The sequence below is a fragment of the Catellatospora bangladeshensis genome (genome assembly GCF_016862575.1).
GTDB classification, from domain to species: Bacteria; Actinomycetota; Actinomycetes; order Mycobacteriales; family Micromonosporaceae; genus Catellatospora; species Catellatospora bangladeshensis.
Window position 1 is genome coordinate 197,883 of the sequence record NZ_BONF01000011.1, and the last position, 26,156, is coordinate 224,038.

Annotated in this window: 28 protein-coding genes; 19 read left to right on the forward strand and 9 right to left on the reverse strand. The window is 73.2% G+C overall.

The features are described from left to right. Positions 1-125 precede the first annotated feature (125 nt). From Cba03nite_RS11685 to Cba03nite_RS11715, 7 genes are all read left to right on the forward strand, one after another. Positions 126-689, forward strand: coding sequence for a septal ring lytic transglycosylase RlpA family protein (locus Cba03nite_RS11685; RefSeq protein WP_239125653.1), 564 nt, complete (start codon positions 126-128; stop codon positions 687-689). A 27-nt stretch (positions 690-716) separates the two neighbouring features. Next, on the forward strand, positions 717-1,358 hold the full coding sequence (locus tag Cba03nite_RS11690; protein ID WP_203745125.1) for a hypothetical protein: 642 nt from the start codon (positions 717-719) through the stop codon (positions 1,356-1,358). 95 nt (positions 1,359-1,453) lie between these two features. Continuing rightward, positions 1,454-3,157, forward strand: coding sequence for a proline--tRNA ligase (locus tag Cba03nite_RS11695; protein ID WP_203745127.1), 1,704 nt, complete (start codon positions 1,454-1,456; stop codon positions 3,155-3,157). 55 nt (positions 3,158-3,212) lie between these two features. Continuing rightward, positions 3,213-3,848: a GNAT family N-acetyltransferase gene (locus Cba03nite_RS11700; protein ID WP_203745129.1), complete on the forward strand. Its 636-nt coding sequence runs from the start codon at positions 3,213-3,215 to the stop codon at positions 3,846-3,848. Between the two features lie 44 nt (positions 3,849-3,892). Beyond that, positions 3,893-4,867, forward strand: a complete 975-nt coding sequence (locus tag Cba03nite_RS11705; protein ID WP_203745131.1) for a GNAT family N-acetyltransferase — start codon at positions 3,893-3,895, stop codon at positions 4,865-4,867. Positions 4,868-4,877: 10 nt separating this feature from the next. Then, positions 4,878-5,348 (forward strand): CYTH domain-containing protein, encoded by a 471-nt coding sequence (locus Cba03nite_RS11710; protein WP_203745133.1) that lies wholly within the window; start codon positions 4,878-4,880, stop codon positions 5,346-5,348. Positions 5,349-5,457: 109 nt separating this feature from the next. Beyond that, positions 5,458-5,772, forward strand: a complete 315-nt coding sequence (locus tag Cba03nite_RS11715; protein ID WP_203745135.1) for a hypothetical protein — start codon at positions 5,458-5,460, stop codon at positions 5,770-5,772. Between the two features lies 1 nt (position 5,773). Here Cba03nite_RS11715 and Cba03nite_RS11720 read toward each other — a convergent pair whose 3' ends face one another. Beyond that, positions 5,774-6,412: a DUF47 domain-containing protein gene (locus Cba03nite_RS11720; protein ID WP_203745136.1), complete on the reverse strand. Its 639-nt coding sequence runs from the start codon at positions 6,410-6,412 to the stop codon at positions 5,774-5,776. Further along, positions 6,409-7,374: an inorganic phosphate transporter gene (locus Cba03nite_RS11725; RefSeq protein ID WP_203745138.1), complete on the reverse strand. Its 966-nt coding sequence runs from the start codon at positions 7,372-7,374 to the stop codon at positions 6,409-6,411. The genes Cba03nite_RS11720 and Cba03nite_RS11725 overlap by 4 nt, the downstream gene beginning before the upstream one ends. A 124-nt stretch (positions 7,375-7,498) precedes the next feature. Here Cba03nite_RS11725 and Cba03nite_RS11730 point away from each other — a divergent pair, with 124 nt between their 5' ends. After that, entirely contained in the window at positions 7,499-8,230 is a 732-nt protein-coding gene (locus Cba03nite_RS11730) for a DUF7873 family protein (RefSeq protein WP_203745140.1), read from the forward strand. A gap of 386 nt (positions 8,231-8,616) precedes the next feature. Here the strand turns inward: Cba03nite_RS11730 and Cba03nite_RS11735 are convergent, their stop codons facing one another. From Cba03nite_RS11735 to Cba03nite_RS11750, 4 genes are all read right to left on the reverse strand, one after another. Then, positions 8,617-9,924, reverse strand: a complete 1,308-nt coding sequence (locus Cba03nite_RS11735; RefSeq protein WP_203745142.1) for a PQQ-binding-like beta-propeller repeat protein — start codon at positions 9,922-9,924, stop codon at positions 8,617-8,619. A 134-nt stretch (positions 9,925-10,058) separates the two neighbouring features. Continuing rightward, the gene (locus Cba03nite_RS11740) at positions 10,059-11,342 is read right to left on the reverse strand and encodes a right-handed parallel beta-helix repeat-containing protein (RefSeq protein WP_239125654.1); all 1,284 of its coding nucleotides are present in this window, start codon (positions 11,340-11,342) and stop codon (positions 10,059-10,061) included. Between the two features lie 32 nt (positions 11,343-11,374). Further along, a complete protein-coding gene (locus tag Cba03nite_RS11745) occupies positions 11,375-13,450 on the reverse strand; it encodes a right-handed parallel beta-helix repeat-containing protein (RefSeq protein ID WP_239125655.1) in 2,076 nt (691 codons plus the stop codon). Further along, on the reverse strand, positions 13,450-14,736 hold the full coding sequence (locus tag Cba03nite_RS11750) for a glycosyltransferase family 2 protein (protein ID WP_203745144.1): 1,287 nt from the start codon (positions 14,734-14,736) through the stop codon (positions 13,450-13,452). Before Cba03nite_RS11750 ends, Cba03nite_RS11745 begins: the two co-directional genes overlap by 1 nt. Positions 14,737-14,887: 151 nt before the next feature. Between Cba03nite_RS11750 and Cba03nite_RS11755 the strand changes: the two genes are divergently transcribed. The 3 genes from Cba03nite_RS11755 to Cba03nite_RS11765 are packed head-to-tail and all read left to right on the forward strand — an operon-like array spanning position 14,888 to position 16,830. Then, positions 14,888-15,634 carry a hypothetical protein gene (locus Cba03nite_RS11755; RefSeq protein ID WP_203745146.1) on the forward strand — a complete coding sequence of 249 codons (747 nt, stop codon included), beginning with the start codon at positions 14,888-14,890 and terminating at the stop codon, positions 15,632-15,634. A 35-nt stretch (positions 15,635-15,669) separates the two neighbouring features. After that, entirely contained in the window at positions 15,670-16,077 is a 408-nt protein-coding gene (locus tag Cba03nite_RS11760; protein WP_203745148.1) for an RDD family protein, read from the forward strand. 60 nt (positions 16,078-16,137) lie between these two features. After that, positions 16,138-16,830 carry a M23 family metallopeptidase gene (locus Cba03nite_RS11765; RefSeq protein ID WP_203745151.1) on the forward strand — a complete coding sequence of 231 codons (693 nt, stop codon included), beginning with the start codon at positions 16,138-16,140 and terminating at the stop codon, positions 16,828-16,830. Positions 16,831-16,900: 70 nt separating this feature from the next. Here the strand turns inward: Cba03nite_RS11765 and Cba03nite_RS11770 are convergent, their stop codons facing one another. Next, entirely contained in the window at positions 16,901-18,403 is a 1,503-nt protein-coding gene (locus Cba03nite_RS11770; RefSeq protein WP_203745153.1) for an MFS transporter, read from the reverse strand. A gap of 329 nt (positions 18,404-18,732) precedes the next feature. Between Cba03nite_RS11770 and sigK the strand changes: the two genes are divergently transcribed. From sigK to Cba03nite_RS11790, 4 genes are all read left to right on the forward strand, one after another. Next, positions 18,733-19,350: an ECF RNA polymerase sigma factor SigK gene (gene sigK, locus Cba03nite_RS11775; protein ID WP_275411573.1), complete on the forward strand. Its 618-nt coding sequence runs from the start codon at positions 18,733-18,735 to the stop codon at positions 19,348-19,350. Beyond that, positions 19,347-20,093, forward strand: coding sequence for an anti-sigma factor (locus tag Cba03nite_RS11780; protein WP_203745156.1), 747 nt, complete (start codon positions 19,347-19,349; stop codon positions 20,091-20,093). The genes sigK and Cba03nite_RS11780 overlap by 4 nt, the downstream gene beginning before the upstream one ends. 100 nt (positions 20,094-20,193) lie before the next feature. Then, entirely contained in the window at positions 20,194-20,856 is a 663-nt protein-coding gene (locus tag Cba03nite_RS11785; RefSeq protein ID WP_203745158.1) for a fasciclin domain-containing protein, read from the forward strand. Positions 20,857-20,999: 143 nt separating this feature from the next. Further along, positions 21,000-21,410, forward strand: a complete 411-nt coding sequence (locus Cba03nite_RS11790; RefSeq protein WP_203745160.1) for an ACT domain-containing protein — start codon at positions 21,000-21,002, stop codon at positions 21,408-21,410. Positions 21,411-21,422: 12 nt separating this feature from the next. On the opposite strand, the gene Cba03nite_RS11795 is transcribed toward Cba03nite_RS11790, so the two are convergent. Both Cba03nite_RS11795 and Cba03nite_RS11800 read right to left on the reverse strand, forming a co-directional pair. Further along, a complete protein-coding gene (locus tag Cba03nite_RS11795) occupies positions 21,423-22,163 on the reverse strand; it encodes a hypothetical protein (protein ID WP_203745162.1) in 741 nt (246 codons plus the stop codon). A 61-nt stretch (positions 22,164-22,224) separates the two neighbouring features. Continuing rightward, the gene (locus Cba03nite_RS11800) at positions 22,225-22,767 is read right to left on the reverse strand and encodes an RNA polymerase sigma factor (RefSeq protein WP_203745164.1); all 543 of its coding nucleotides are present in this window, start codon (positions 22,765-22,767) and stop codon (positions 22,225-22,227) included. 155 nt (positions 22,768-22,922) lie between these two features. Between Cba03nite_RS11800 and Cba03nite_RS11805 the strand changes: the two genes are divergently transcribed. The 4 genes from Cba03nite_RS11805 to Cba03nite_RS11820 all read left to right on the forward strand — a co-directional run bounded on the left by Cba03nite_RS11805 (position 22,923) and on the right by Cba03nite_RS11820 (position 25,897). Next, positions 22,923-24,044, forward strand: coding sequence for a sensor histidine kinase (locus Cba03nite_RS11805; protein ID WP_203745166.1), 1,122 nt, complete (start codon positions 22,923-22,925; stop codon positions 24,042-24,044). Next, positions 24,041-24,718 carry a response regulator transcription factor gene (locus Cba03nite_RS11810; RefSeq protein WP_203745168.1) on the forward strand — a complete coding sequence of 226 codons (678 nt, stop codon included), beginning with the start codon at positions 24,041-24,043 and terminating at the stop codon, positions 24,716-24,718. The genes Cba03nite_RS11805 and Cba03nite_RS11810 overlap by 4 nt, the downstream gene beginning before the upstream one ends. Before the next feature lie 2 nt (positions 24,719-24,720). Then, on the forward strand, positions 24,721-25,257 hold the full coding sequence (locus tag Cba03nite_RS11815) for a hypothetical protein (protein ID WP_203745170.1): 537 nt from the start codon (positions 24,721-24,723) through the stop codon (positions 25,255-25,257). A 241-nt stretch (positions 25,258-25,498) separates the two neighbouring features. After that, positions 25,499-25,897, forward strand: a complete 399-nt coding sequence (locus Cba03nite_RS11820) for a ribosomal protein L7/L12 (RefSeq protein WP_203745172.1) — start codon at positions 25,499-25,501, stop codon at positions 25,895-25,897. Positions 25,898-26,156 lie beyond the last annotated feature (259 nt).

A 26,156-nucleotide genomic window follows, 5' to 3' on the forward strand; every position in this document is an offset into this window, starting at 1 on the left:
AATCAGCCTAATATGCACGATCGTTTTGACATGCCATGCGCACGCCTCGATACGGTCGGGTTCGGCCCCGGTCCGCCCGCAACGGCGGCCGGCGCCCGTCCTGTTGCCTACGGAAGGTCAGCACCTTGCCCGGCCGACATTCGCTTCCCCGTAAGCCCCGTCGATCCGTCGCCCCGCTCGCCACCGCCACCGTCGCCACGGCCATCCTGGCCGGAGGCGGTCTCCTCGCCGCAGAAGTCGCCGCGGAGAACACCGGCACCGATCCCGCCGCCGCACAGCAGCAGACGGCAGCGCGACCGTCACCCTCACCCAGCGTCACCGCATCCCGGAGCGAGCCGCAGCGGCCCTCCCGCGCCGCCAAGCGCACCGCCGCCAGCCCCAGCCCCACCGAGACGGCCTCCGTGCTCGGCTCCGGCACCTGCAAGGCGTCCTACTACGACGAGCCGCAGGGCACCGCCAACGGCGAGACCTTCGACCCGGACGCGCTCACCGCGGCGCACAAGTCGCTGAAGTTCGACACCCGGGTCCGCGTCACCAACACCGCCAACGGCAAGTCCGTCGTGGTACGCATCAACGACCGCGGCCCGTACATCTCCGGACGCTGCCTCGACCTGTCCCGGGCCGCGTTCGCCGAGATCGCGAAGCTGTCCTCGGGTGTGACAACTGTCCGCTACGAAATCCTCAAATAGCCGCCCAAGACATGACAGCATGTCTATGTGACATCTGTCTATCTCGAACTCGGCACGAAACGGATCTTCGCGTGCGCGCTGGAGTGGCCCGGCTGGTGCCGCTCCGGCCGCGACGCGGAGTCGGCGCTGGCGGCCCTGACCGCCTACGCCGCGCGCTACGCGCCCGTGGCCGAGCGCGCGCGGATCCCGTTCGAGCCCGGTGATCTGCGCGTCGTCGAGCGGGTCCGGGGCGGCAGCACCACCGACTTCGGCGCACCCGAGCAGCCCGCCGCCGCCGACTCCCGCCCCCGCGACGAGCAGACCGCCCGGCGGCAGGCCGCGCTGCTGCGCGCCACGTGGGACCTGTTCACCGACGTCGCCGCGGCCAGCCCCGCCGAGCTGCGCAAAGGCCCGCGCGGCGGCGGGCGCGACCGGGACCGGATGATCGAGCACGTGGTCGGCGCCGAGGCCTCCTACGCCCGCCGCATCGGCGTCCGGCACAAGGCCCCCGCCTTCGACGACACCGCCGCGATCACGGCGCTGCGGGCCGACATCGAGCAGGTGGTCGCCACCCCGACCACCGGTGCCCCGCCGCCGGTGGGCTGCTGGCCGGTGGCGTACGCCGCCCGCCGCATCGCCTGGCACGTGATGGACCACGTATGGGAGATGCAGGACCGCGCCACGGCCTAAACCCGTCGCCGCCGCCCCGGCCTGCCCATAGGATCGGCGGATCCACCGGCGCAGACGCCGCCGGGCCGATGGCAGAGAGTGCAGGTGTACGTGTAATGCGCTGGTCAGAGCTCTACGTCCCGACCCTCCGCCAGGACCCGGCGGGCGCCGACGCGGTCAGCCACCGGCTGCTGCTGCGCGCCGGATACATCCGCCAGCTCATGGCGGGCCACTACTCGCTGCTGCCGCTCGCCGTCCGGGTCCGCGCGAAGATCATCGAGGTGATCCGCGAGGAGATGTCACGCATCGGCGCGCAGGAGTTCCTGCTGCCCACGATGCAACCGGCCGAGGTGTGGCAGAAGAGCGGACGCTGGGACAAGATCGGCGCGGAGATGTTCCGGCTCACCGACCGCAAGGGCGCCGACGTCGCGCTCGGCATGACCCACGAGGAGATCTTCGCGACCGTGGCCCAGGAGCTGCGCTCCTACCGCGACCTGCCCCAGCTGTGGTACCAGTTCCAGACCAAGTTCCGCGACGAGCCGCGCCCCAAGAGCGGCCTGATCCGGGTGCGCGAGTTCACCATGAAGGACTCCTACAGCTTCGACACCGACGAGGCCGGGCTCGACCGCTCCTTCGACAAGCACCACGACGCGTACGTGCGCATCTTCGCCCGCCTGGGCATCCCCGCGATCGCCGTCGAGGCCTCCAGCGGGATCATGGGCGGCAGCGACTCGGTCGAGTTCATGTGCCCCACCAGCGCCGGCGAGGACCTCGTCGTGCACTGCGCCTGCGGCTACGCCGCCAACGTGGAGAAGGCCACCTCCCACCTGGCCCCGGCCACCGACGGGGCCGGCCTCGACGCGCCCGAGCCGTTCGACACCCCCGACGCCAGGACCATCGAGGACCTGGTCCGCGACTACGGCGTCACCGCCGACCGGCAGATCAAGACGCTCGTGTACGTCGTCGACGGCCAGCTCACCCTGGTGCTCATGCGCGGCGACCACGCCCTGGTCGAGCAGAAGCTCATCGACACCCTCGCCGCCGTCGCGATCCGCCCCGCCCACCCGGACGAGATCTCCGAGGCGCTCGGCGCGCTGCCCGGCAGCCTCGGCGGCGTCGGCGTCACCGAGCTGCCGATCCTGGCCGACCTGGCGCTGCGCGACCGGCGCGACATGACCACCGGCGCCAACCGCGACGGCGTACACCTGCGCGGCGTCGACGTCGCCCGGGACCTCGCCGTGGGCCGCTGGGCCGACCTGCGCGAGGTCACCGCCGGTGAGCCCTGCCCCCGCTGCGAGCAGCCCCTCGAAGTGCTGCGCACCGTCGAGATCGGGCACATCTTCAAGCTCGGCCGCCGCTACACCGAGACCCTCGGCGTCAGCGTGCTCGGCGCCGACGGCGAGCGGGTCACCCCGATCATGGGCAGCTACGGCATCGGCGTGGAGCGGGCCCTGGCCGCGATCGTCGAGACGCACCACGACGACCGGGGCATCGTCTGGCCGGTCGCGGTCGCGCCGTTCGAGGTCGCCATCGCCGTGCTCGGCACGTCCGACGAGGTCGTGGCCGAGGCGCAGACCTTGTATGCCGCGCTGCGCGCCCAGCGCGTGGACGTGCTGCTCGACGACCGGGCCGAGCGCCCCGGGGTGAAGTTCAGCGACATCGAGCTGGTCGGCATCCCGTACCGCATCACCGTCGCCGCTCGCGGCCTGGCCGAGGGCACCGTCGAGTTCACCGACCGCGCCACCGGCCAGACGGAGAAGATCCCCCTGGCCCGCGCCGTGGCCCACACCACCCATACGCTCCGCGCCACGGAGAACTGAGCGCCGCTCTTGCGCGGGTGTCCCGATGACCCGGGCCGCCCGCGCAGGATCGCCGATGGAGAGGAGCGCGACGGTGCGGATCGAGCGGGAGCACACCAGCGGGGCGGCGTCGCGGGAGCTGCGGCGGGAGTTCGTGGGCGAGTTGGCGCGCAGGTATCCGGAGCAGGACTTCTCCGCCGACGCCGTGACCGACGAGCTGCCCGTTCTCGATGCGCCGGGCGCGGTGTGGCTCGTCGTCTACGACGGGGACGAGGCGGTCGGGTGTGGCGGGCTGAAAGGGCTCGACGAGCGGACCGGCGAGATCAAGTGGGTGTATCTGAAGGAGTCCGTGCGCGGGCGCGGGGCAGGACGGCTGCTGCTCGCCGCGCTCGAGGACGCGGCGCGGGAGCTCGGGTACACGCACGTGCGGCTGAGCACCGGCGACCGCCAGCCCGAAGCCCTCGGCCTCTACACCAGCGCGGGCTACGTCCCGATCGACGACGGCCTGCCCGTCCCCCATCGGCTGGAGAAGGACATCAGCGCCTGGGACCGGATCCGCCATGAGGAGCGTCTTGCCGCTACCAAGCGCATGCTCCAGGACGCGGGCTACCAGCTCGACCAGGCGGGGACAGACCGGATGCGAGAGCGCCTGGAGGAGCACGATGCCCGCCGCGCCCAAGCGGGGCCGGTGGCCGGTGCTGCGGGCGAGTAAGACATCCTCGGTGTGAACTGTGATCCGAGCGAGGGGAGCCCGGTGTGGGACTGCGGATCGTCGTACAGGACCCGGACGACGCGGTGTCCCGGGAGCTGATCGAGGAGTACCTGGCCGACATCGCCGTGCGCTACCCCGTCTCGAACACGCGCACCTCCGGCGCTCCGCCCATGGACGTGGCCGAGCTTCGCGCGCCGAGCGGGGCGTGGCTGGTCGCCTACGACGGCGACGAGCCGGTCGGCTGCGCCGGGATGCGCCGCCTCGACGACCACACCGCCGAGGTCAAGCGGGTGTTCGTACGCCCGGCCGGGCGCGGGCGCAACCTGGCCCGCGCGCTGATGGCCGAGCTGGAGGACCTGGCCCGGGTGCGCGGCTACCGGCGTATGCGGCTGGACACCGGCGACCGGCAGCCGGAGGCGGTGCGGCTGTACCTGACCGGCGGCTACCGCGAGGTCGGCGACTACAACGGCAACCCGTACGCCCGGCACTGGCTGGAGAAGGACCTCGGGCCGCAGCCCGGCGACGTGCGCGTGGTGGCCCGCAAGTTCGACGGGCGGCTGCACTGGCACGCGGTCATGCGACGGCTCGGCGAGGACCGGCACGGGGTGTGGCTGGGCGCGACGCGGCACACGCCGTGGCGGCGCGGCACCGAGCCGGCCGTGTTCATCCCGGCCACGCACGTGGTGCTGATCCCGTACGAGGGTGAGTGGGTGGCCGCGTTCAACGCCGCCCCGCACCGCACCGAGCTGTACATCGACGTCTCCGACCGCCCCGTCTGGCACGGCACCGCCGAGGTCGTCTCGGTGGACCTGGACCTCGACGTGGTACGCCGCCGCGCGGACGGCGAGGTGCTGCTGCTCGACGAGGACGAGTTCGCCGAGCACACCGTCGCCTACGGATACCCCGACGAGGTCGTCGCCGGTGCGCTGCGCACCGCGGAGGAACTGCTGGCCGCGGTGCGGGACAAGCGCGAGCCGTTCGGGGACGCCGCCCAGGCCTGGCTCGCGAAGATGGACTGAGGAGACGCGGATGCCCGTCGAGATCGAACGCAAGTACCTGGTCCGCGACGACGGCTGGCGTGCGGAGGTGACCGGGTCCAGCTCGCTGCGCCAGGGTTACCTGTCCACGGAGCCGGAGCGCACGGTGCGGGTGCGGCTCGTGGACGGCCGGACCGGTTACCTGACGATCAAGGGGAAGCGGGTCGGCGACGCCCGGCCCGAGTACGAGTACGACATCCCGGCCGCCGACGCCGCGTTCCTGCTCGACCACCTGTGCCTGCGGCCGCTGATCGAGAAGGAGCGTCACACGCTCGGCCGCACGCCGGGCGACTGGACGGTCGACGTCTTCGGCGGCGACAACGAGGGCCTGGTGCTGGCCGAGGTCGAGCTGCCCGAGGGGGTGGAGGCACCCCCGGCGCCGTCCTGGGCGGGCACCGACGTGACCGAGGACGACCGGTACGCGAACTCCTACCTCCAGAACCATCCCTACCGCTCCTGGTAGGCCGCAGCGCTGAGTGGGCATTGTCACGTGATTGTCGTCATCCCTGCCGGATGTGGACGAGGTCGCACCCACGCCGCACAATGGACCACCCAGCGAAAGGACCTTGATCATGTCCCGGTTCCCTGAGGTCATCGAGCGGATGGCGACCGAACCCGAGTTCGCCGCCCACGCACGCGCCCACCCCGACGAGGTCACCGCCGAGTACGGGCTGAGCCCAGCCGAGGCCGCCCAGATGCTGGCGCTCACCGACGCCGGCTCCGGCGGCCCGACCGAGCTGGACCAGCGCATCTCCAAGAGCGGCATCGGCAGCGGCGGGCTGGCCGGGCTGCTCGCCGCGCTGGACAAGCCGAAGAAGGACGACGAGGAGCACGCCACCGACCGGCCGCTGGGGCGCTGGGTCGGGCCCGGCAGCACCGACAAGTGAGTCAGAGGCTGCGCTTGAGCATCGCGTCGGCGAGCGCGTCGGCGCACTCGGCCAGGCGCAGCCCCACCACGTCCAGCCGCCGCAGCAGCTCCCGCTGCTTGAGCACCCCGGCGGTGATCTCGCCGCTGAGCACCTCGGCCAGCCCCTGGGCGTAGAGGTGGCGCACCCGGCCCGAGCGCTTGTGCGCGGCCAGCGCCGCCTCGGCGGCCTCGGCCGGGCGGTCGACCAGCCGGTCCAGGGCCCGGCGCAGGTCGCGCAGCCCGATGGCGACCTGCTCCAGCATCGCCACCGCGCCGTGACCGGGGCGTACGCCGTAGAGGTCGGTCTCGCGTACGTAGTCGCGCAGGTAGTCCAGCACGTCGTCGACGGACCGGGACACCCGGAACAGGTCCTCCCGGTCGATCGGGGTGGCCAGCGTCGCCGCCAGCTCGGCGACCAGCCGCCCGCGGTGGGCGTCGCCGTCGTGCTCGATCTCGGCGATGCGCAGCCGCGCCAGCGGCGGCTCCACCTCCCCGATGGTCACCGCGACGGCCAGCGCCACGCCCTCCAGCGCCGCGTCGACCTGCGCCACCACGATCGCCAGCACCCGTTTGGGGGCACGGCCCGCGAGGTCGTCGAACACCCGCCGCAGCCTGATCATCCGACCCCCCGCAGCGCCAGCCCGGCCGCGCAGCCAAGCGCCAGCGACGCCGGCAGCGTGATCAGCCAGGCGGTGAGCACCGGCATGGCGAACTGCCAGCGCACCCGGCGCAGCCCGGTGCTGGCTCCGGCGCCGACCAGCCCGGCCGTGGCGGACTGGGTCATGCTGACCGGTACGCCGATGCCCGCCCCGCCGAGCACCGCGGTGGACGCGGCGATCCCGGCCGACACCGTGGTCCACGAGCGCGGCGGGGTCAGGCCGCCGGCCGCGCCGAGCGCCATGCGCCGCAGGCTCGCCACCGCCCCGGCGGCGAACACCAGCGCCGTCCCGCACAGCAGCAGCAGCGGCGGAGCCTGCATGCCCGGCGCCCGGTGCGCGACCCCGACGGCCACGCCGACCACGGCGAACATCTTCTGGCCGTCGTTGGCGGCATACGCCAGGCTCTGCCCGGCGAACGTGGTCACGTGCGCCAGGCGCAGCGCCCCGGGCAGCCGGGAGGTGCTGGGCAGCCGCCGGGCGGCCAGCCCGATGAGGTAGCCGAGGCCGCCGCCGATCAGCGGCGCGACCGCCGCGACGGCCAGCACCACGGCCAGCGTCGCCCAGTGCGGCGGCACCCCGAGCCCGGCGCCGACCCCGGCCAGCCCGCCGAGCACCGCCAGGGTGACGCTGGTGGGCACGCCGCGCCAGGTCAGCACCAGCACCAGGGCCAGCGCCACGCCGACCCCGGCGAGCACCACCAGCGGCCCGCGGTTGCCCGCGGCGACCAGCCGGTCGGTGAAGGTGTGCGCCACGGCCAGCCCGAACAGCGCCGGTCCGGCCACGATCGCGGCCAGCAGCACCGCCAGCACGGCGTAGAGGGGCAGCTCCCGCTGGCGCAGCCCGAACGCGAGCAGGGCCGCGCCGTCGTTGGCGCCGCAGACGAAGACGAACCCGGTGGCCAGCATCGCGAAACCGAACGCCACCGCCGACCACCTCCGACCTGCACCAGGAATTCACCGTACTTGATCAACTAGGGAGTGACGGCGTGAATCCTGATTGCCGCTCCAGCGGGTGATCCCTTAACGTCACCGGTCGGGAGGAACACAGATGGCGAAGCTGAACCAGATCATCGCGGTGGAGAAGGGCGTCAAGTCCCGCTCGTTCCAGGACCTGACCGAGGCCCACCACGCCGTGCAGAAGCAGGCGCTGCTGTCCGGCATCTCGCGGACGTACCAGGCCAAGGACGAGGAGGGCGAGCAGCTGCCGCCCGAGTCGACCAAGGTCCAGACCCGCGCCGAGGACGTGCTGCGCCAGATCGGCACCACGCTGACCCGGCTGTTCGACGTCACCGCGACCAAGGACTCGACGAACTGCGTGGCCAAGGCCGACGTGAAGGTCGACGACCGGGTGCTGCTGTCCGACGTGCCGGTGACGTACCTGCTGTTCCTGGAGAAGCAGCTCACCGACCTGCACACCTTCGTCAAGAAGCTGCCGGTGCTCGACGCCGCCGAGTCGTGGGTGTTCAGCGAGTCGGCCGACTGCTGGTCGACCGAGCCGGTGCGCACCATCCGTACCAAGAAGGTGCCCCGCAACCACGTCAAGGCCGAGGCGACCGAGAAGCACCCGGCCCAGGTCGAGGTGTACTACGAGGACATCGCGGTGGGCTACTGGACCACGGTGAAGTTCTCCGGCGCGCTGCCGGCCAAGCGGGTGTCGACGCTGCTGGAGCGGGTGGAGAAGCTGCAACAGGCGGTCAAGTTCGCCCGCGAGGAGGCCAACAACGCCGAGGCGGTCGACCAGCGCGTCGGCGACCGCGTCTTCGGCTACCTGTTCGCCTGACCCAGACTCCCCCGCCGGAGGGCGGGGGTGCGCGAGGAGCGCAAGCTGAAGCTGAAGCCGAAGCTGACGAACGCGGTCCCAGTGCGGGTTCGAATCCCGCCCTCTGCACCACCTGCGGAGGTAGCCCAAGCCTGGCAGAGGCAGCCGCGTATCAAACTCAGACTCTCGCTCGAAGCTCAGCATTCGCCGCCGATCGCCGGATCGACCACGTACGGGCGAAAGGGCTCCCGAGTTGCCGGTTCAAGTCCGGCCCGCTCCTCTCCACGGGGCGGTAGTCCAATAGGCAGGACGCGGGAGAGATGACGACTGACCTGTGCGGTTAAACGTGCCGGCGTGTGCAATTCGGTGGCACAGCGAGGCCCGGGGGATGGACATTCCCCCGGGCCTCACCACGTGATACGCCAGATCACCAGCTGGTCGTCGTACCTGCAGGCCAGCCGCTGCCGTGCGAACCAGCAGCCGGCCGGGTCCGAGCGCACCGCGCCGAGCACCCTGACCTGCCCGTCCTCGACCCGCGCGAGCTGCAGCGCGCCGGGAACACGGCGCACCAGCAGCAGCTCGGAGCCGTCGGAGTCCATCAGCACCCCCCAGCCGTCGAGGTCCCGCAGCGTACGCCCGTCGGCCGGGTCGATCAGCCGCCCGGCGGTCGGGACGTGGGCGACCTGCTGGTCCACGCCGAGCTCGGTCGGCTCGTCATAGCGGAGGGTGACCGCCCCGGTCCCCGTGACCACGAGCTGCTCCAGCGCGCCGAGCCGGTAGCGCACCGCACGGGTGTCCGGGTCCAGCACCGCGACCGGCCGCCGCTCGCCGTCGATCTCGCAGAGGTACGGCCCGCACGGATAGCGCAGCGTGTCCTCCGGTCCGCCGATCTCGCGCAGCGTCCGGTTGTCGTACCGGATCTCCCGCCGCACGCCGCCGTCCTCAGCCGAGACCAGCAGCATCCCGTCGTAGACCTGCGCGTTCTCGGGCGTGCCGGGCGGGAACGCGACCGTGCCGGTCCGCAGCACCCTGCCGTCGGGCAGGCCGTACACGGTGAACCGGCCCTGCTGCGAGATCGACCACGCCTCACCCGTGGTGGCGTCGGCGCCGGCGTAGGGCGTTCCGCGCAGGGTCCACCGGATCCGCCCGGTCCGCAGTTCGCGGATCCGCGCCTCCGTGGGCGACAGCGCCGGCCGGTCCGCATCGCCGTCGGGCTCTTCGCGCGCCGGATACGCCAGGGCCAGCTCGCCGATGGCGTGGACCATCCCCCGGGAACTCCAGAGTGTGCTTCCCGTCGCCACATCCGTCACGGTCGTCATGGTGCGGCCTTCGCCGAAGTAGTCGCCCTCGTAGAGGAGCAGTACTCCCGGCACGCCCGCCGGCACCTCGGCCAGGTGCAGGCCGGGGCCCGCCGCCGGGCGGCGCCAGCGCCGCGAGCCGTCCGCCAGCTCGTACGCCGAGATCTCGCGGGCGTCACCCACCAGCAGCAGCTCGCCCACCTGCATGATCGTCATGGGACCGCCGGCCGGGTCGATCGCCACGGCGCGGGCCTGCGTCACCAGCGGGCGCTGCGGCGCCGAGGCAGTCGGCAGCGCGGCGAGCACCACCGCGACGGCGGCGGCGAACCACCTTGCCCAGCGGCCCGGCGGCGGAAGGTCGCGGCCGGTGCTCGGCTCCGCGCCCGCCTCGCCCAGCTCGATGACCTCCTGCGTCATGGCCCACCCCCGCGCCCGAACGCCACACTGACCAGGTCCGTTCCGGTGCGCGGGCCGCACAGCGACCGGCGCACCGCAACGGCAGCCTAGTCCGGTATGGACTGTCCGGTGGTCCCGCGCCGGGACCGGCAGGCTCACCAGGCGCTGCGGCAGGCCGTGTTGGCCACTCCCTTCGCCGCCCCGGTGACGGTGTTGTCGCAGGCCACGACGTTGTTCGCGACCGGGGTGAGGTGGAAGCCCCAGCCCGGCCCGTCGACGGCGGCGGTGTTGGCGGTGAACACGTTGTCGTCGCCCCAGCCGTCGGCGGCCTGGTGCGTCTGGAAGCCGTCGCCGCGCGAGTGCCGCCCGGTGTTGCCCTTGATGAGCCAGCCGTTGCCCTTCACGTCGACCCAGGAGTCGGCGTACGAGCCGGTCATCGCGGCGCCGTCGAAGGTGTTGCCGGTCAGCTGCCCGCCGGTGGTGCCCTCCTTGATGTCGACCGGCTCGGCGGTGGTGCCGCTGATCCGGTTGCCGCGGATCACGTTGCGGTCGCTGCGGTCGGGCTTGCAGCCGGTGTAGTCGCACCAGTTCGACTTCGCCGTGCCGATGTAGACGCCCTCGCCGTAGGAGGGCTTGCGCAGGCCGGTGTCGCGTATCGTGCTGGTCTGCACCAGGTTGTCGGAGCTGAAGCGGCGCAGGTGGATCGCCTCGTCGCCGATGTGCTCGACGGTCAGCTCGGTGAGCACCGCGTGGCTGGTGTCGTCGAGCATGACGCCCTTCTGCGCGTTGCGCACGGTGAACCCGGTCAGCCGCCAGTGGTCGGCCCCGTCGAGGTGCAGCGCGTACCCCTTGCTCGTGCCGCCGCCGTCGAGCACCGCCCCCGGCCCGCCGCACAGGTGGATCGGCCGGTCCTTCGTGCCGGGCTCCTCGGCGGTGAAACGGCCCCGGTACACGCCGTCGCGCAGCCGGATGCTGTCGCCGGGCTTCGCGTCGTCCAGCGCGTCAGCCAGCTCGTCCGCGTCGCCGACGGTGATGGTGGGCTGCGGGCAGGCGGTCGCGCTCGCGGCCGACCACGGCCAGGGCAGCGCGGCCGCGGGCGACGCGTCAACGGTGGGAGCCGCTGCCTGCCGGGCCGGGGCGGCTTCGGGACCGCCGCACGCGGCCGGGACCGCGAGCAGCGCGCAGACCACGGCGACGGCCGCCGCGCCCCGGGCGGGGCGCATCACCCGGGCGGCGCTGGGGCGGTCCGGCCATACCCCCGCGCGGCGCAGCGGAGGCGGCGCGGTTGCCTGTGCCAGGCGCAGCACCGGCACGACGCAGGTCAGCTGCAGCAGCCGCGCGGCGGCGGACGGGGCGCGGTGGATGCCACGCCCGCGCGGGCGCCGCAGGTCGCCGTGGCTCACCAGGTCGCCGCGGGTCATCTGGTCACGGCGGTTCATCGGCTCACGAAGGCCGGTCCGGTCGCGGCGGATCATTTCGCCATCACCGGGACCCGGGCACGGCCGCGGGCGACCTCGCGCGGCTGGGGTGGCCCTTGCCCGGCTGCCGTATGCCGGGCGGCGCCGGGCGTGAACAGCGGCTTGGTGGCGTCGTACGGGTGCCCGTGCACCACTGGCCGGCTGGTGCGGCGGATGCCGAGCGCCACGATCAGCAGCAGGATCGCGGTCCACAGCAGGGTCATCGGGCTCGCGTAGTGGCGTACCCGCGCCCACAGGGTGCTGGTGTCGAGCCAGGCCCCGGTCTGATTGTCACGCACAGTGATCTTTCCTTCTGCCCGCCCGGTGTCGACGGCGCTGGGGCCGATGCCCTCGATCGCGTTGCCGGTGGCGCTGGATCCGCCGACCGCCCCGACGAAGGTGATGCCGTGGCTGTCGGCGTCGTGGATGGTGTTGCCGCGGACCTCGGCGACGGAGTCGCGCACGTACACCCCGGTCGTGGTGGTCTCGATGACGTTGCCGGTGATCCGGGCCTTGGTCACGCCCTCGCGCAGCGCGACGGCCTGCCGTTCCTGGTTGGTGAGCTTGTTGGCGGTGACGGTGAGGTCGTGTACGCCCTGCCGGGCCACGATGCCCATGTCGCCGCCGTCGACCTGGTTCTCCTGAATGCTGACGCCGTGCCCGCCGAGGATCTCGACGCCGTAGTGGCCGTTGCCCCGGGCGATGCTGTGCGACAGGGTGTTGTTGCCGTAGCTGACGACCGGCTGCCCGGAGGCCGACGGCCCGTCGGCCAGGGGGCGGCCGCTGAGGGTGAACCCGTTGCCGCCGTTGCCCTCGGCGGTGGCGCTGGTGATGCGCACCTGCTGCGTGGCGCGCGAGAGCAGGAAGCCGTCGCCGCCGTTGCGCTGGGAGACGGTCCGCTCGATGACCGCGTTGCTGGCGAAGCGGTGCAGCACCAGACCGTGCTGGAGGCTGTCGCGCACGGTCGTGTCGGCCACGTTGATCCCGTCGGCGCTGGAGATGAACAGCCCGTACGCGTTGCCGGTGAAGGTGCTGTCGGTGATCCGCCCGGACACGTACGACTGGCCGGGCACCGTGAACCGGCTGTCGGGCGTGCTCACCCGGCCGTTGCGGAGGATGCGCACCTCCCCGGGCAGCAGCCGGCCGTTCCCGCCGGGGTCGGGTCCGGACACCGCGCCGGTGTCGGGCCGGTCGGTGCCGGTGAGGCTCACCCCGCCGGTGCGGCCGCTCCAGAAGCCCAGCTGGGACACCTTGGTATGGCTCATCGCGAACCGCCCGCCGATGGCCCGCAGGTACGCCCGCCCGTCGCCGACCTGCGTGTCCGCCTTGCCTGCGCGCGGATCCCAGCTCGTGATGCGCAGCGGCGCCTGCTTGGTGCCGGCCAGTTCCAGCTCGCCGCCGAACGACACGATCGCGACGAACCCGCTGCTGCGGCTGGCCAGCCGCAGTTCGAGCCCACCGGGGTGGGACAGCTTCAGCTTGGCCCCGGATACGACGTAGAGGTTCTCGGTGAGCAGGTACGCCCCCTGCGACTGCCGCACGAACGTCTGCGGGGAGAGTTTCAGCAGGTCGTCGACGGTGTAGGGCTGCACCCGCGGGGTCAGCACCAGCGTGTAGCCGCCCGCGGTGTCCAGCCGGTAGGGCTTGTTCCACTTCTGCATGTCCGGGGTGGTGCCGGGCGGGCGGTTGAGCAGCTCGCGCAGCGGGGCCACCGCGGTCACCGCGCGAACCTGGTCCAGCCAGGTGTCCTGCCCGGCGACCAGCGCCGCCTGGCGCTCCTCGTCGGCCCGCGCCGCGGCCGCGGCGACCAGGGACGGGGCCCGGGTGGCCGGACCGGCCAGTGCGGGGGCCGCGGCCGGCGCGGCCACGGCACCGGCTCGTACGGGTCCGGCTGCGGCGCGGTGGCCGAGCCCTGCTCCGGCCGCCGTGGCGCGGGCGGGGGCGGCGCCGGGCGCCAGGGCGCCGGGACGCGCGGCGACGGCGGATGCGGTGCCGGGCGCGGCCGCGGCGGGTGTGGCAAGCGCGGTCCCGCCGGCCAGCAGCCCGGTGAGCAGGACGGCCGGCGGGACGGCATGAAAGCGGCAGCGCACTAGGCCACCTCCGTCAGGGTGCCCGCGCCCCGCCGGGCCGCGGGGGCGAGGGTGCCGGCGTGCTGGCCCTCCCCGCCGATGCGGTCGCCGGCCCGGGTGAGCCAGCCCTGCCTGTTCATGGTGAGGAAGGCGAAGAGCTTGATCGGCAGCGAGATCAGGATGACCACCGCGGCGAGCAGCGGCAGGATCAGCACGTCCCGGGGGTGCCGCCGCAGGTGCGACCAGCCCCGGATGGCGCGGCCGGCGAGCAGCCAGAACAGCACCACGATGCCGCCCCGGGCGGTGAGTTCGAGGCGGCTGAGCAGCAGGTAGCCCATCGCCATGCCCATGGTGACCGGGGTGAGCAGGATCTGCAGCACCGTGATCTTGGTGACCAGCGGGGTGCGCCACAGCCAGCCCTTCCACAGGGCGGTCAGGTAGCAGCGGTAGGAGTTGCGGCTCCAGCGCACCCGCTGCTTGACGAAGGCGCGCAGCGACGATGGGAACATCGACAGCGCGCGGGCCGACGACTGGTGCACGGTGCGGTAGCCCGAGGCCAGCACCAGCCAGGTCAGCCGCCCGTCGTCGCCCGCGACGCAGCGCCGCCCCAGGAAGAACTCGTTCTCCAGGTGCTCCAGCACCGGCATGACGGCGCTGCGCCGGTAGGCCGCGGTGCGCCCGGACAGGCAGGCCACCGCCCCGGCCCGGCCCATGGCCGGCACGTAGTCGTAGTAGCGCAGGTTGACCAGCCAGTCCGCGATGCGCCGCCATACGCTGCTGGTGCGCTGGTACACGTTCTGCTGGGTGCCGACGCCGCCCACCTCCGGGTCGACGAACGGCATCTGCACGGCGGCGAGCAGCCCGCGCTGCCAGCGGGTGTCCGAGTCGACCAGCACGACCAGCTCGCCGCGGGCGGCCCGGATGCCCACGCCCAGCGCCGAGCGCTTGCCCCGGTGCGTGAACGGCAGCACCCTCAGCCGCGGGTCGCCGACCTGGGACAGCCGCCGCAGCACCTCGGTGTCGCCCACGTCGGGCACGATGATCACCTCGGCCGGGTCCTGCGCCAGCCAGGTGTGCAGGCAGTCCAGCAGGATGTCGGGGTCCTCGCGGTAGGACGGCACCACCACCGACACCGTGGTGCGGAAGTCGTTGACGACCGGCCGGTCCAGGCGTGACAGCAGCACGCGGTAGCACCACAGGCCCCATACGAAGACACCGGCCAGGCCGAGCGGCATCAGCTCGCGCCACGACGTCTCCGCGGCCGCGGCGACCAGCCACGACCAGACGCCGTCGAAGAACCGGGACAAGTGCGGCCTCCAGCAGTTCGGGCGGGCCCGTCCGGCCCGCTTCACCGCTGTAAACCGGCCCGCGCCCGGAAACGGCCCGCCCCTTACCGGACGGACTACCAGAGCTGGCGAAACGGCCCGATAGATCATGAATCTGACGTACTTTGGTAGTATGTCCGATCAAGTGCAGGCGCCTGCCGGGCTCGCTGGAGTGGCCCTCGGCACCGCGGTGCTGGTCGCCGAACGCCTGCGGCGGATCGGCCGCGGCGGACGCGCCGACGAAGAAGTCCAGGATCTGCTCACCAGCGGCGTCGAGCCCGCACCGGCCGACGCGCGCTCACCGATGGCGGTCGCCGTCGGGCTCACCCAGCATGCCGTCGACCTCACCCAGCAGGGAGTCGGCCTCGCCCTGCGCACCGGTGCCCAGGTCGCCGAGGCCACCCGGGAACAGGCCCGCAAGCTCGCCGACACCACCCGGGCCAAGCTGCCCGCCACCTCACCCATCGACACGGCCCGCGACACGGTCACCGCCGCCGGGGTGCGCGGCCGCGACACCCTCATCGCCAGCCGCTCGGCCGCGCTCGTCGCGCTGCGCAGCACCGTCGACGACGGCCTCGGCTGGATCGAGAAGTCCGTCGTGCCCCGCATGGTCGACGACCTGATGCCGTACCTGATCGACAGCGTGGTGCCCCGGCTGGTCGAGGGCGCCATCCCCGAGATCCGGAACAAGGTCATCCCGGTCGTGATCGGCGACCTCACCCGCGACCCGCGGCTGCAGGAGCTGATCACCGAGCAGAGCCGCGGCGTGCTGGCCAACGCCACCGACGAACTGCGCGAGACCTCCGCCACCGCCGACGACAAGATCGAGACGTCGTTCCGGAGGATGTTCCACCTGCACCACACCAACGGTGAACGGTGACGGCTCCCAGCCGTCACCCGCCGTACGCAGGCCTTGTGTCCCGGCTGGCCGGGCTAGCGATCGACGCCACCCTGCTCGCGGTGGCGTCGACGCTTGCCGCCGGGGGTGTGCCCGCCCTGTGGGCGGCCCTCGACGGCGAGCCGCCCGGCTGGCTCAAGGCCACCGCCGGCCTGATCGCCGTGGTGCTGCCCGCCGCGTACTTCACCGCCTGCTGGTGGATGACCGGGCAGACCCTCGGCGCCCTGCTGTTCGGCACCGTCGTACGCCGCGCCGACGGCCGCCACGTCGGCCTCCTGCGCGCCCTGCTGCGCGCCGTCGTCGGGCTCGCCGTGCCCGTGCTGTGGCTGGTCGGCCTGGTCGGCGTGCTCACCGACGACCGCCGCCGCGCCTGGCACGACCGCCTGTTCGGCACGGTCGTCCGCTACGTCGACCGCCGCAATTGAGCCGTTGCCTGGTCACATTGGACCCGGCCCCGGCGCCGACGGCAGGAGTAGGGTCGGCGGGTGCGTTCCCGCCTCGTACCGGCCGGGCTGCTGACCGCTCTCGCGCTCGCCGCCTGCTCCTCCCCCGTGTCCGGACCCGTCTTCGCCCCTGCCGCCGCGCCCGTGGCCACCCCGTCGGCATCCCCCTCGGCCCCGGCGTCCCCCTCCGCGTCCGCCTCGCCGTCCGCGCCCGCCGTGCGGTACGTGTTCCCGGTGCTGGGCAAGACCTCGTACGGGCGCACCCACCACGACTACCACGCCACCGACGTGATGGCACCGTGCGGCGCGACCGTCGTGGCGGCCACCGGCGGGACCGTGCTGGAGGTCTCCCGCGTCGACAAGTGGGACCCGAAGACCGACGACGGCGCCGACCGCGGCGGGCTGTCGGTGTCCCTGCTCGGCGACGACGGGGTGCGCTACTACGGCTCGCACTTCGCCGCGATCGACGGCCTGATCCGCCCCGGCGTCCGGGTCACCGCCGGGCAGCAGCTGGGCAAGGTGGGCCGCACCGGCCTGGCCAGCGCCTGCCACCTGCACTTCGGCATCTCACCGTCCTGCGCGAGCACCGGCGACTGGTGGATCCGCCGCGGGGTGGTCTGGCCCTGGCGCTACCTCGACTCCTGGCGCAAGGGCGGCGCGAAGTCCCCGGTCGCCGAGGTCACCACCTGGCAGGCCGAGCACGGCTGCACCACCACCCCACCCCCGGGTGCCTGACCGGAAACGAAAGGAAGGGCACCTTCTTAACGGACGTCCGTTAAGAAGGTGCCCTTCCTTCGCAGGGGGATCAGCCGACGTGGACGGCGCCCTCGGTGGGCAGGTCCGACCTGCGGACCTTGATCAGGAACGTGATGATCAGCGCGGAGACGACCAGCAGGCCGCCGCCCCAGGCGAACGCGACGGTGTACCCGTGCACGGCCGCCTCGCCCATGACCACGCGCGGGTCGGCGGTCGGGCTCAGGTGCGACTCGGCGTACGCCGTGGTCGCGTTGAGCGCGAACGTGCTCAGCAGGGCCGCGCCGAGCGAGCCGCCGACCTGCTGGGTGGCGTTCAGCGTGGCGCTGGCCGCGCCCGCGTCGTGCTGCGGCACGCCGACCAGGGCCAGGCTGGACAGCGGCACGAAGGTGAAGCCGAGGCCGAGGCCGAGCACGATCGCGCCGGGCAGCACGTGCGTGGTGTACGCCGTGTCCACGCCGATCCGGGTCAGGAACAGCATCGCGCCCGCGGCGAGCACCGCACCGGCGACCATCAGCGGCTTGGCGCCGAGCTTGGGCAGCAGCTGGCTGGCCACACCGGCGGAGATGAACACGCCCGCCGACACCGGCAGCGAGGCCAGGCCGGCCTCGACCGGGGTGTAGCCGAGGGTGCCCTGGAAGTAGAACGTCAGGAAGAAGAACGCGCCCATCAGGCCCGCACCGGTCAGCGTGCTGGACAGGTACGCCCCGCCGCGGTTGCGGTCGAGCAGGATGCGCAGCGGCAGCAGCGGGTTCTTCGAGAACCGCTGGATCACCAGGAAGACGATCAGCAGGGCCGCGCCCGCGCCCAGGAAGCCCAGCGTCTGGCCGGACTCCCAGCCGTACTCCGGCTCGGCGGCCTTGGTCAGGCCGTACACCAGGGAGATGAGGCCGAGGGTGACGGCGATGGCGCCCGGGATGTCGTAGCGGGTGTCGCCGTGGGCCTTGCTCTCCGGCACGATCGGCACCGCCGCGAAGATCGCGATCGCCGCGATCGGGATGTTGACCAGCAGGCACCAGCGCCAGTCGGCGTACTCGGTGAGCACGCCGCCCAGCAGCAGGCCCAGCGCCGCGCCGCCGCCGGCGATGGCGCCGTACACGGCGAACGCCTTCGCGCGCTCCTTGGCGTCGGTGAACAGCACCGTCAGCAGCGCCAGGCCGGCCGGGGCGAGCAGCGCGCCGAACGCGCCCTGCAGGCCGCGGGCCGCGAACAGGCTGGTGCCGTCCCAGGCCAGACCGCCCAGGGCGGAGGCGAGCGCGAAGCCGATCGCGCCGGCGATGAAGGTCCGCTTGCGGCCCCAGTAGTCGGCGATGCGGCCGCCGAGCAGCAGCAGGCCGCCGAAGGTCAGCGTGTACGCGGTGAGTACCCACTGCCGCTGGGAGTCGCTGATCTCCAGCGCGTGCTGCATCTCGGGCAGCGCGATGTTCACGATGGTCGCGTCGAGCACGACCATGAGCTGCGCGATCGCGATGATGGTCAGCGCCAGCCAGCGCCGGGGGTGCAGAGCCGGGGCGGCGGGCTCCGGCGTCTGGGTACGGTCGACCGTGGCGGTCATGGTGCTGCCTTTCGACGGGGGTGGCTCGGTCGGGCCGTCGCCGGCCCGGGGCCAGGTGCTCCTCGTCGAGCGGGGCTGGCCGGGGGCACCCGTCGGCGCCCGCCGTGCCAGGCGGGTGCGTCCGGGTGGGAGATGCGGAACGAGACCGTTCCGAATTGACCATACGCAGGTAGGACGGCTGCGCGCGCTCCCCTGAGAGCGGGATCACCCGATTGATCAACGCCGTTTCTCATCGGTGTGAACGGACCCATCCGAGCGCGCGGCGGCGCCGAATCAGGTGTGGTACCCAAGTGACGGGTGGAACACCTCGGCCCCGGAAGGGCGGGACAGTGAACGGTGACGAGCAGCCGTACCAACGGCCCGAGCATCTGACGGCGGTGCCCGGCGCGCCCGCGCCCGCCGACGCCGAGTCGCTGCTGCGGGCGGTGGCCCGCGGCGACGAGGCCGCGTTCACCAGGCTGTACGACCTGGTCGCGCCGCGCGTGTACGGCCTGGCCCGGCGCGTGCTGCGTGACCCGGCGCAGGCCGAGGAGGTCGCCCAGGAGGCGCTGCTGGAGGTGTGGCGCACCGCCAGCCGCTTCGACTCCGCGCGCGGCTCGGCGACCGCGTGGATCTTCACCATCACGCACCGGCGGGCCGTCGACCGGGTGCGCTCGGAGCAGGCGGCGCTGGACCGGGTGCAGCGGCTGGCGCCGGAGGCGACGCAGACCCCGGCCGACGAGGTGGTCGAGCAGGCCACCGCGCACCTGCAGCGGCAGGCGGTGCGCCGCTGCCTCAGGACGCTGACCGAGCTGCAACGGGAGGCGATCACCCTGGCCTACTACGGCGGCTACACCTACCAGCAGGTGGCGCAGCTGCTCGGGGCCGGGCTGCCCACGGTCAAGACCCGCATGCGCGACGGCCTGATCCGGCTGCGCGACTGCCTCGGCGTGGAGGTGGCGGCATGACGCAACCAGAGGAGATCCACTCGCTGGCGGGGGCGTACGTGCTGCACGCCCTGGAGGAGGCCGAGCGGGAGACGTTCGTGCAGCACCTGCGCGGGTGCGTGGCGTGCGCGGCCGAAGTGGCGGAGCTGAACGAGACCGCCGCCAGGCTGGCCGAGGACACCTGGTCGGTGCCGCCCCCGGCGATGCGCGAGCAGGTGCTGGCGGCGGTGCGGCGGACCCGCCAGCTGCCGCCGCCCCGGCCGGTGCGCGAGCCGCGCCGGGCGCCGGTGCGCTGGTGGCGGCACCCCGCGGCGCTGACGGCGGCGGCATGCCTGCTGGTCGCGGCGCTGGTCGGCGGCGTCTACGGGGTGCAGGAGCAGCGGCTGCGTGAGGAGCGGGCCGCGACGCTGGCCGCGCAGCAGGAACTGGCGCGCACCCAGGCGGTGCTGACCGCGCCGGACGCGACGGTGCGCACGGCGGACGTGGCAGGCGGCGGCAAGGTCACCGTGGTGGCCGCGCCGAGCCGGGACGCGGCCGTGGTGCTGCTGGCCACCCACTCGCCGGGCGCGCAGAAGGCGTACCAGCTGTGGCTGATGGACGGCGGCACGCCGCGCTCGGCCGGGGTGCTGGCGGCCGGTCAGGGCAGTGCCACGCACCTGGTCGACGGCGTCGGTGCGGCCGACGCCCTGGGCGTGACGGTCGAGCCGGAGGGCGGTTCGGCCAGCCCGACACTGCCTATCATCGCCCAGATCCCCATGAAATAGAAAAAATCAGACAAAATTTGAGCCAATCGCACCAAAGTATGGCGGGTTCAGTGTCGAATCACCGGTGGAGGTTTTCACCGGTAAGAAAGGACCCACCGTCATGTACGGGAAGAGGAAGCTCACGACGGTCTTCGCCGTCGCCGCGTTCTCGCTCTCGCTGGCCCTCGCGGCCTGCGGGAGCGAGACCATGAACACCCCGGCCGCGCAGCCGACGGGCGTGCCCACCTCGATGCCGACCGCGGTGCCGACCACGATGCCGTCGGGGACGACCTCGCCCGGCATGGGCGGCATGTTCGGCGCGGGCTGCGGCACGCTGCCCAAGGACCCGGCCAACCCCGGCAGCCCGCAGATGATGGCCCAGCAGCCGATCGCCACGGCCGCGGCCGGCAACCCGCAGCTGGCCACGCTGACCGCGGCGGTCCAGCAGGCGGGCCTGGCCGACCAGCTCAACAGCGCCGAGGCGGTCACCATCTTCGCGCCGGTCAACGAGGCCTTCGCCAAGATCCCGAAGGAGCAGCTGGACCAGGTGCTGGCGAACCCGGAGCAGCTCAAGAAGATCCTGACCTACCACGTGGTGGGCCAGAAGATCGACCCGGCCAAGCTCGCTGCCACCTTCCAGACCCTGGAGGGCCAGGACATCACCGTCACCGGCAGCGGCCAGGACTTCAAGGTCAACGACACCGCGACCATCGTCTGCGGCAACATCCCGACCAAGAACGGCACCGTCTACCTCATCGACGGCGTCCTCATGCCCCCGTCCTGACAGCCGAAGGAAGGGCACCTTCTTATCGTTATACGTAGAAGAAGGTGCCCTTCTTAATCCCTCTCGCCGCGGGCCGCCTCATTCACGGCGCGCAGGCCCGTCATCAGCCCCGGCCCGTGCCACCGGATGGGAGCATGTCTGTCGTGACCGGAGAACACGATCTGGCGCTGCTGCTGCGCGGGCTGCAGCCGCAGCGGCACCCGTACGAGTACGTCTTCACCACCGTCACCGGCGCCGTCCCGCCGGGCGTGCACCCCGTGGTGACCGTCGCCGAACCCGAGGGCACCACACTCGTCGTGATGCGCGCCGAGGCGGACGCGGCCGGGCTGCCGTACGACTTCGTGGCCACCTGGATCACCCTGCGCGTGCACTCGGCGCTGGACGCGGTCGGGCTGACCGCCGCCGTCTCCGGCGCGCTGGCCGACATCGGCATGAGCTGCAACGTGGTCGCCGGCTACTTCCACGACCACCTGTTCGTACGCTGCGCCGACGCCGACCGCGCGATGACCGTGCTGGCCGCCCTGTCCACCGGGAGCCAGCCGGTCCGCGCCTGACCGGGCGGCGGCTCAGCCGAACGCCCGCGCCCAGTCCGCCGCGTCGGCCTCGCTGTGCCAGCGGGTGAACCCGCACGGCCACGCGATCGGATCGTCGAGCGCCTCGCCACCCCAGCGCTCCTCACCGGAGACCAGCAGCCGGGAGCCGACGCCGAAGGTCGGGTTGTCCACACTGGGCGAACTCCGGTACAGCATCGCCACGGTCACCCGCTCCCCCGTCCCGCCCCGGTACCACCGGTTCACCCGGAAGGTGACCGGCGCGTACAGGTGGAACGGATCCTTGCGGACCGGCCCCTTCCCGAAGCGCACAACCTCGCCGTCGAACGCGAAACGCCGCCGCGCCAGGTTCGGCACGTTGTACTCCTCGATGCAGCTCATCAGGCCGGAACCGCCGAACACGTCGCCCCGCGGAGCAGACGGCGTCACGGACGGCTCGGCCGCGGGCGAACCCGGACCCGCGACCGACGCAGACGGCACCCCCGGCTGCGCACCGGTAGGATCCGCCGGGCGCAGCAGGCCCGGCAGCACCAGGCCGGAGGCCGCGAGCGCGACGGCGGCCGCCCCGGCGGCCACCAGCACCGGCCGACGCCCACGGCGCACCGACGGAGCCGCCGCCACCGACACGTCCACCGCAGTGATCCGCTGCAACAGGGCGTCCTGCGCGGCACGGTCGCCGAGCACCGCCAGGCGCTCCGCGTCGAGCCGGCAGGCGTCCTCGACGTATCCGTCCAGCCGGTCGTCCTTCGCACTCATCGTCACCGTCTCCTCCCGCCGTCACCGCTGCGCCGCAGCCTGTCCAGATCCGTTCGGGCCGTCACCCGGTCACCCCCGCCGACGCCAGCTCGCGGGCGAACCGCGATCGCGCCCGGTGCAGGCGCACCCGCACCGCCACCCCGCTGCAGCCCAGCACCTGCCCGACCTCGGCCGCCGTCAGACCCTCGACCGCCACCAGCGTCAAGATCTCCTGATCGTCGGGGCGCAGCCGCCGGAACGCCGCCCGCACCGCATCCGGCACGGCCGCGTCGTCGGGCGGACGCACCGCCTCGGCACGGGCCGCGGCCGACTGCAGCCGCTCGCCGAGCCGCTCCCGGCGCCGCCGCGCCCGCTGCTGGTTGGCCAGCACCAGCCGCGCGACGCCGTACAGCCACAGCCTCGCCGCGGGCCCCTCGGGGACGTCGTCGAGCCGCCGCCACGCGGTCAGGAACGTCTCGGCCACCACGTCGGCCGCGTCGTCGGGCGTCGGCGCGCGCCGCAGCGCGTAGGCCAGGATCAGCTGGTAGTTCGCCGCATAGGCATCCTCGAAGACGGCACGGCGCCGCGCCGCGCCCGCCCGGGTCGTCTCTCCAGCCGCCACCATGCCCCGTCCCGCCATCCGCATCGGTCTACGCCGAGCACATGTCCGCCAACCCCGCCCGCGTTACACCCCGGCCCGGCGCTACTCCGCGGGGAGTACGCGTACCGTCTCCCGCCGTACGACGACGGCGCCACCTCCCCCGACCTAGCGTGTTCACCATGACCTGGGACCACCCGTACCGGCGGCGAGGGCGCAAGCGGCTCATCCCGCTGCTCGTCGCCGCCATCCAGATGATCGGCGTGACCTTCGCCAGCCACTTCCCCGCGAACCAGGCGCCCGCCACACCGCGTTCGCTGGACCTGCTCGCGTACGCGCTGCTGGCCGGCTCCGCGCTGGCGATGTGGCTGGTCCACGTCCGCGTCGAGCTGGCGCTGGGAGTGGTCACCGCGCTCACCGCGACCTACCTCGCGCTCGGCTACCCGTGGGGCCCGTTCTTCCTCGCGTTCCTGTTCATGCTGATCCTGGCCGTGGTGCTGGGACGGCAGCTGTCCGCCGCGCTCACCGCCGCCGCCGGGTACGCCCTGTTCGTCTGGCTCACCGCACGCCGCGGCATCGACCCCCTGTCCTGGCACAGCCTCGTGGCCGCCGTGGTCATCGTCGGGGTGCTGCTGTTCGCGCAGGTCGTACGGGCCAACCGGGACCGGATCGTGGAGCAGCGCCGCCGCCGGGCCGGCGACGAGCGGCTGCGCATGGCCCGCGAGGTGCACGACGTCGTCGCCCACCACATCTCCCTGATCAACGTGCAGGCCGGGGTGGCGCTGCACCTGCTCGACGACGACCCCGAGCAGGCCCGCACCGCGCTCGCCGCGATCAAGCAGGCCAGCCGGGACACCCTGCGCGAGCTGCGGCAGACCCTCGGCGTGCTGCGCGGCGTCGACGAGCAGGCCCCCCGCAGCCCCGCGCCCAGCCTCGACCGGCTCGACGAGCTGGTCGAGCGCTTCGCCACCGCCGGGCTGCGCGTCGACGTCCACGTCACCGGGCGACCCCGGCCGCTGCCGACCGCCGTCGACCTCGCCGCGTACCGCATCGTGCAGGAGTCGCTGACCAACGTGCACCGGCACGCCGGGGTGGACAGCGCCGAGGTCACCGTCGGCTACGACACCGACGAGATCGTCCTGGACATCACCGACCGGGGCCGCGGCGGCGACGCCGCCGAGGGCAACGGCCTGTCCGGCATCCGCGAACGCGCCGCCTCCCTCGGCGGCACGGTCGCGGTCGGCCCCCGGCCCGAGGGCGGGTTCACCGTCTGCGCCGTCCTGCCCACCGGAGGCGACTCGTGATCAAGGTGCTGCTCGTGGACGACCAGGCCCTGGTCAGGGCCGGTTTCCGGGCCCTGCTGTCCGCGCAGGACGACATCACCGTGGTGGGCGAGGCCCCCGACGGCGAGGAGGGAGTACGCCAGACCGCCGCGCTGCACCCCGACGTGGTCCTCATGGACATCCGCATGCCGCGCCTGGACGGCATCGAGGCCACCCGGCGCATCGCCGCCGACCCGGCGCTCGCCGACGTCAAGGTCGTCATCCTGACCACCTTCGACCTCGACGAGTACGTCTTCGACGCGCTGCGCGACGGGGCCAGCGGCTTCCTGGTCAAGGACACCGAGCCCGCCGACCTGATCCAGGCCGTGCGGGTCGTCGCCCGGGGCGACGCGCTGCTGTCCCCCGGGGTCACCCGGCGGCTCATCGCCGAGTACGCCCAGCGCTCGCGGCGCCCCCGGGACAACACCCGCGCCGCGGCGCTGGACGCGCTCACCGACCGCGAGCGCGAGGTGATGGCCCTGGTCGCGGCCGGGCTGTCCAACGACGAGATCGGCGAGCGGCTGTTCGTCAGCCCCGCCACCGCCAAGACCCACGTCAGCCGCGCGATGGTGAAGCTCGGCGTGCGCGACCGGGCCCACCTGGTCGTCGAGGCGTACGAGTCGGGCCTGGTCCGGCCCGGCTGGACAGGAGAGTGACCATGCCCGCCACCGCCACCGCCCCGGCCCGCCCCACGCGGCCCGCCCGCCCGCAGGCGCCGCGGCTGCCCCGCAACGCGCGCCGGTTCCTGCTCACCGCGCACGTCGTCACGTCCGTCGGCTGGCTCGGCGTCGCGTACGCGCTGCTGGTCATGGCGCTCACCGCGCAGGCCGCCGACGACGCTGGTGCCCGCGCGGCGACGTACTCCCTGATGCTGTCCCTCGACACCGCCGCGATGCTGCCGCTGGGCCTGGCCGCGCTGGTCACCGGCGTGATCCTGGGCCTGGGCACGCACTGGGGCGTGCTGCGCCACTGGTGGGTCGCGGTCAAGCTGGTCCTGAACGTGGCCGTGCTGGTCGTGCCGATGCTGACCCGCCACCCGGCCCTGCTCGACGCCGTCGACACCGCCCGCGCGGGCCTGCTCACCGTCCCCGACGGCCGCGTCCTCGACGGCTCGATCGCCTCCGTCATCGTCCTCACCACCGCCACCGTCCTCTCCATCTACAAACCCTGGGGCAAGACCCGCGCCCCCTTCTAGATCACCCGACTTGCCAGGCACCTGGGCGTATCTTGAAGCGCCTTTCGCCCAAGTGCCTGGCAAGTACGACGATCTTCGGGGCCGGACGCCCCGGCGCGGTGATGCCGGGACGGCAGGCCAGGCGGGCGGGTCGCGGCGGCGGCGAGGCGTGCGGGTCACGGCGGCCGCGATGGACGGCTCGCCTGGCGGCGGCGCGGTGGACGGGTCGCCTGGCGGCGGGCGGATGCCGTAGCCTGCACCGGTGCTTCTCCGGATGATCGTGGCCGCCGCGCTGGCCGGGCTGGGTCTGCTGCTGCCCCAGCCCTGGGCCCGGGTGCCGCTGACGCTCGCCGTCGGCCTGGTCGTCGGCGCCGTGGTCACCCGGCTGTTCCCGAACCTGCGGCCACGGCCCGCGAACCGGTTCGGCCCGCCGATCGCGTTCACGCCCGGCGTGCACCGGGTCGTGCTCAGCGCCCCCGAACGCGACGTCAAGGTCCTCGCGGAGATCCGCTCCTCCCTGGACATCCCCCTCGACCAGGCGTTCGACCTGATCCGGCACAAGCCCGCCACGGTGATACGCGACGTCGCCCAGCCCGACGCCGACGAACTCGCCCGCCGCCTGCGCGCCGCCGGCGCGACCGTCACGGTCACACCGCACTGACCCGCCCGACTCCGGCTCCCGGCTCCGGCCTCCCGGCTCGCGGCTCGCGGCTCGCGGCTCGCGGCTCGCGGCTCGCGGCTCGCGGCTCGCGGGTGATGATCGCTGGTTCGTGTCGAAAGGTGCGGTAGAACCGAAGATCTGGACACGAACTAGCGATCTTGGCCTAGCGGGCCGCGAGACCGGCGCGGCGCTGAGCACGGACAGCCCACGGACGGTTAATGCGGACACGCGAACGGTTAACCCGCATGCAACAGCCGGT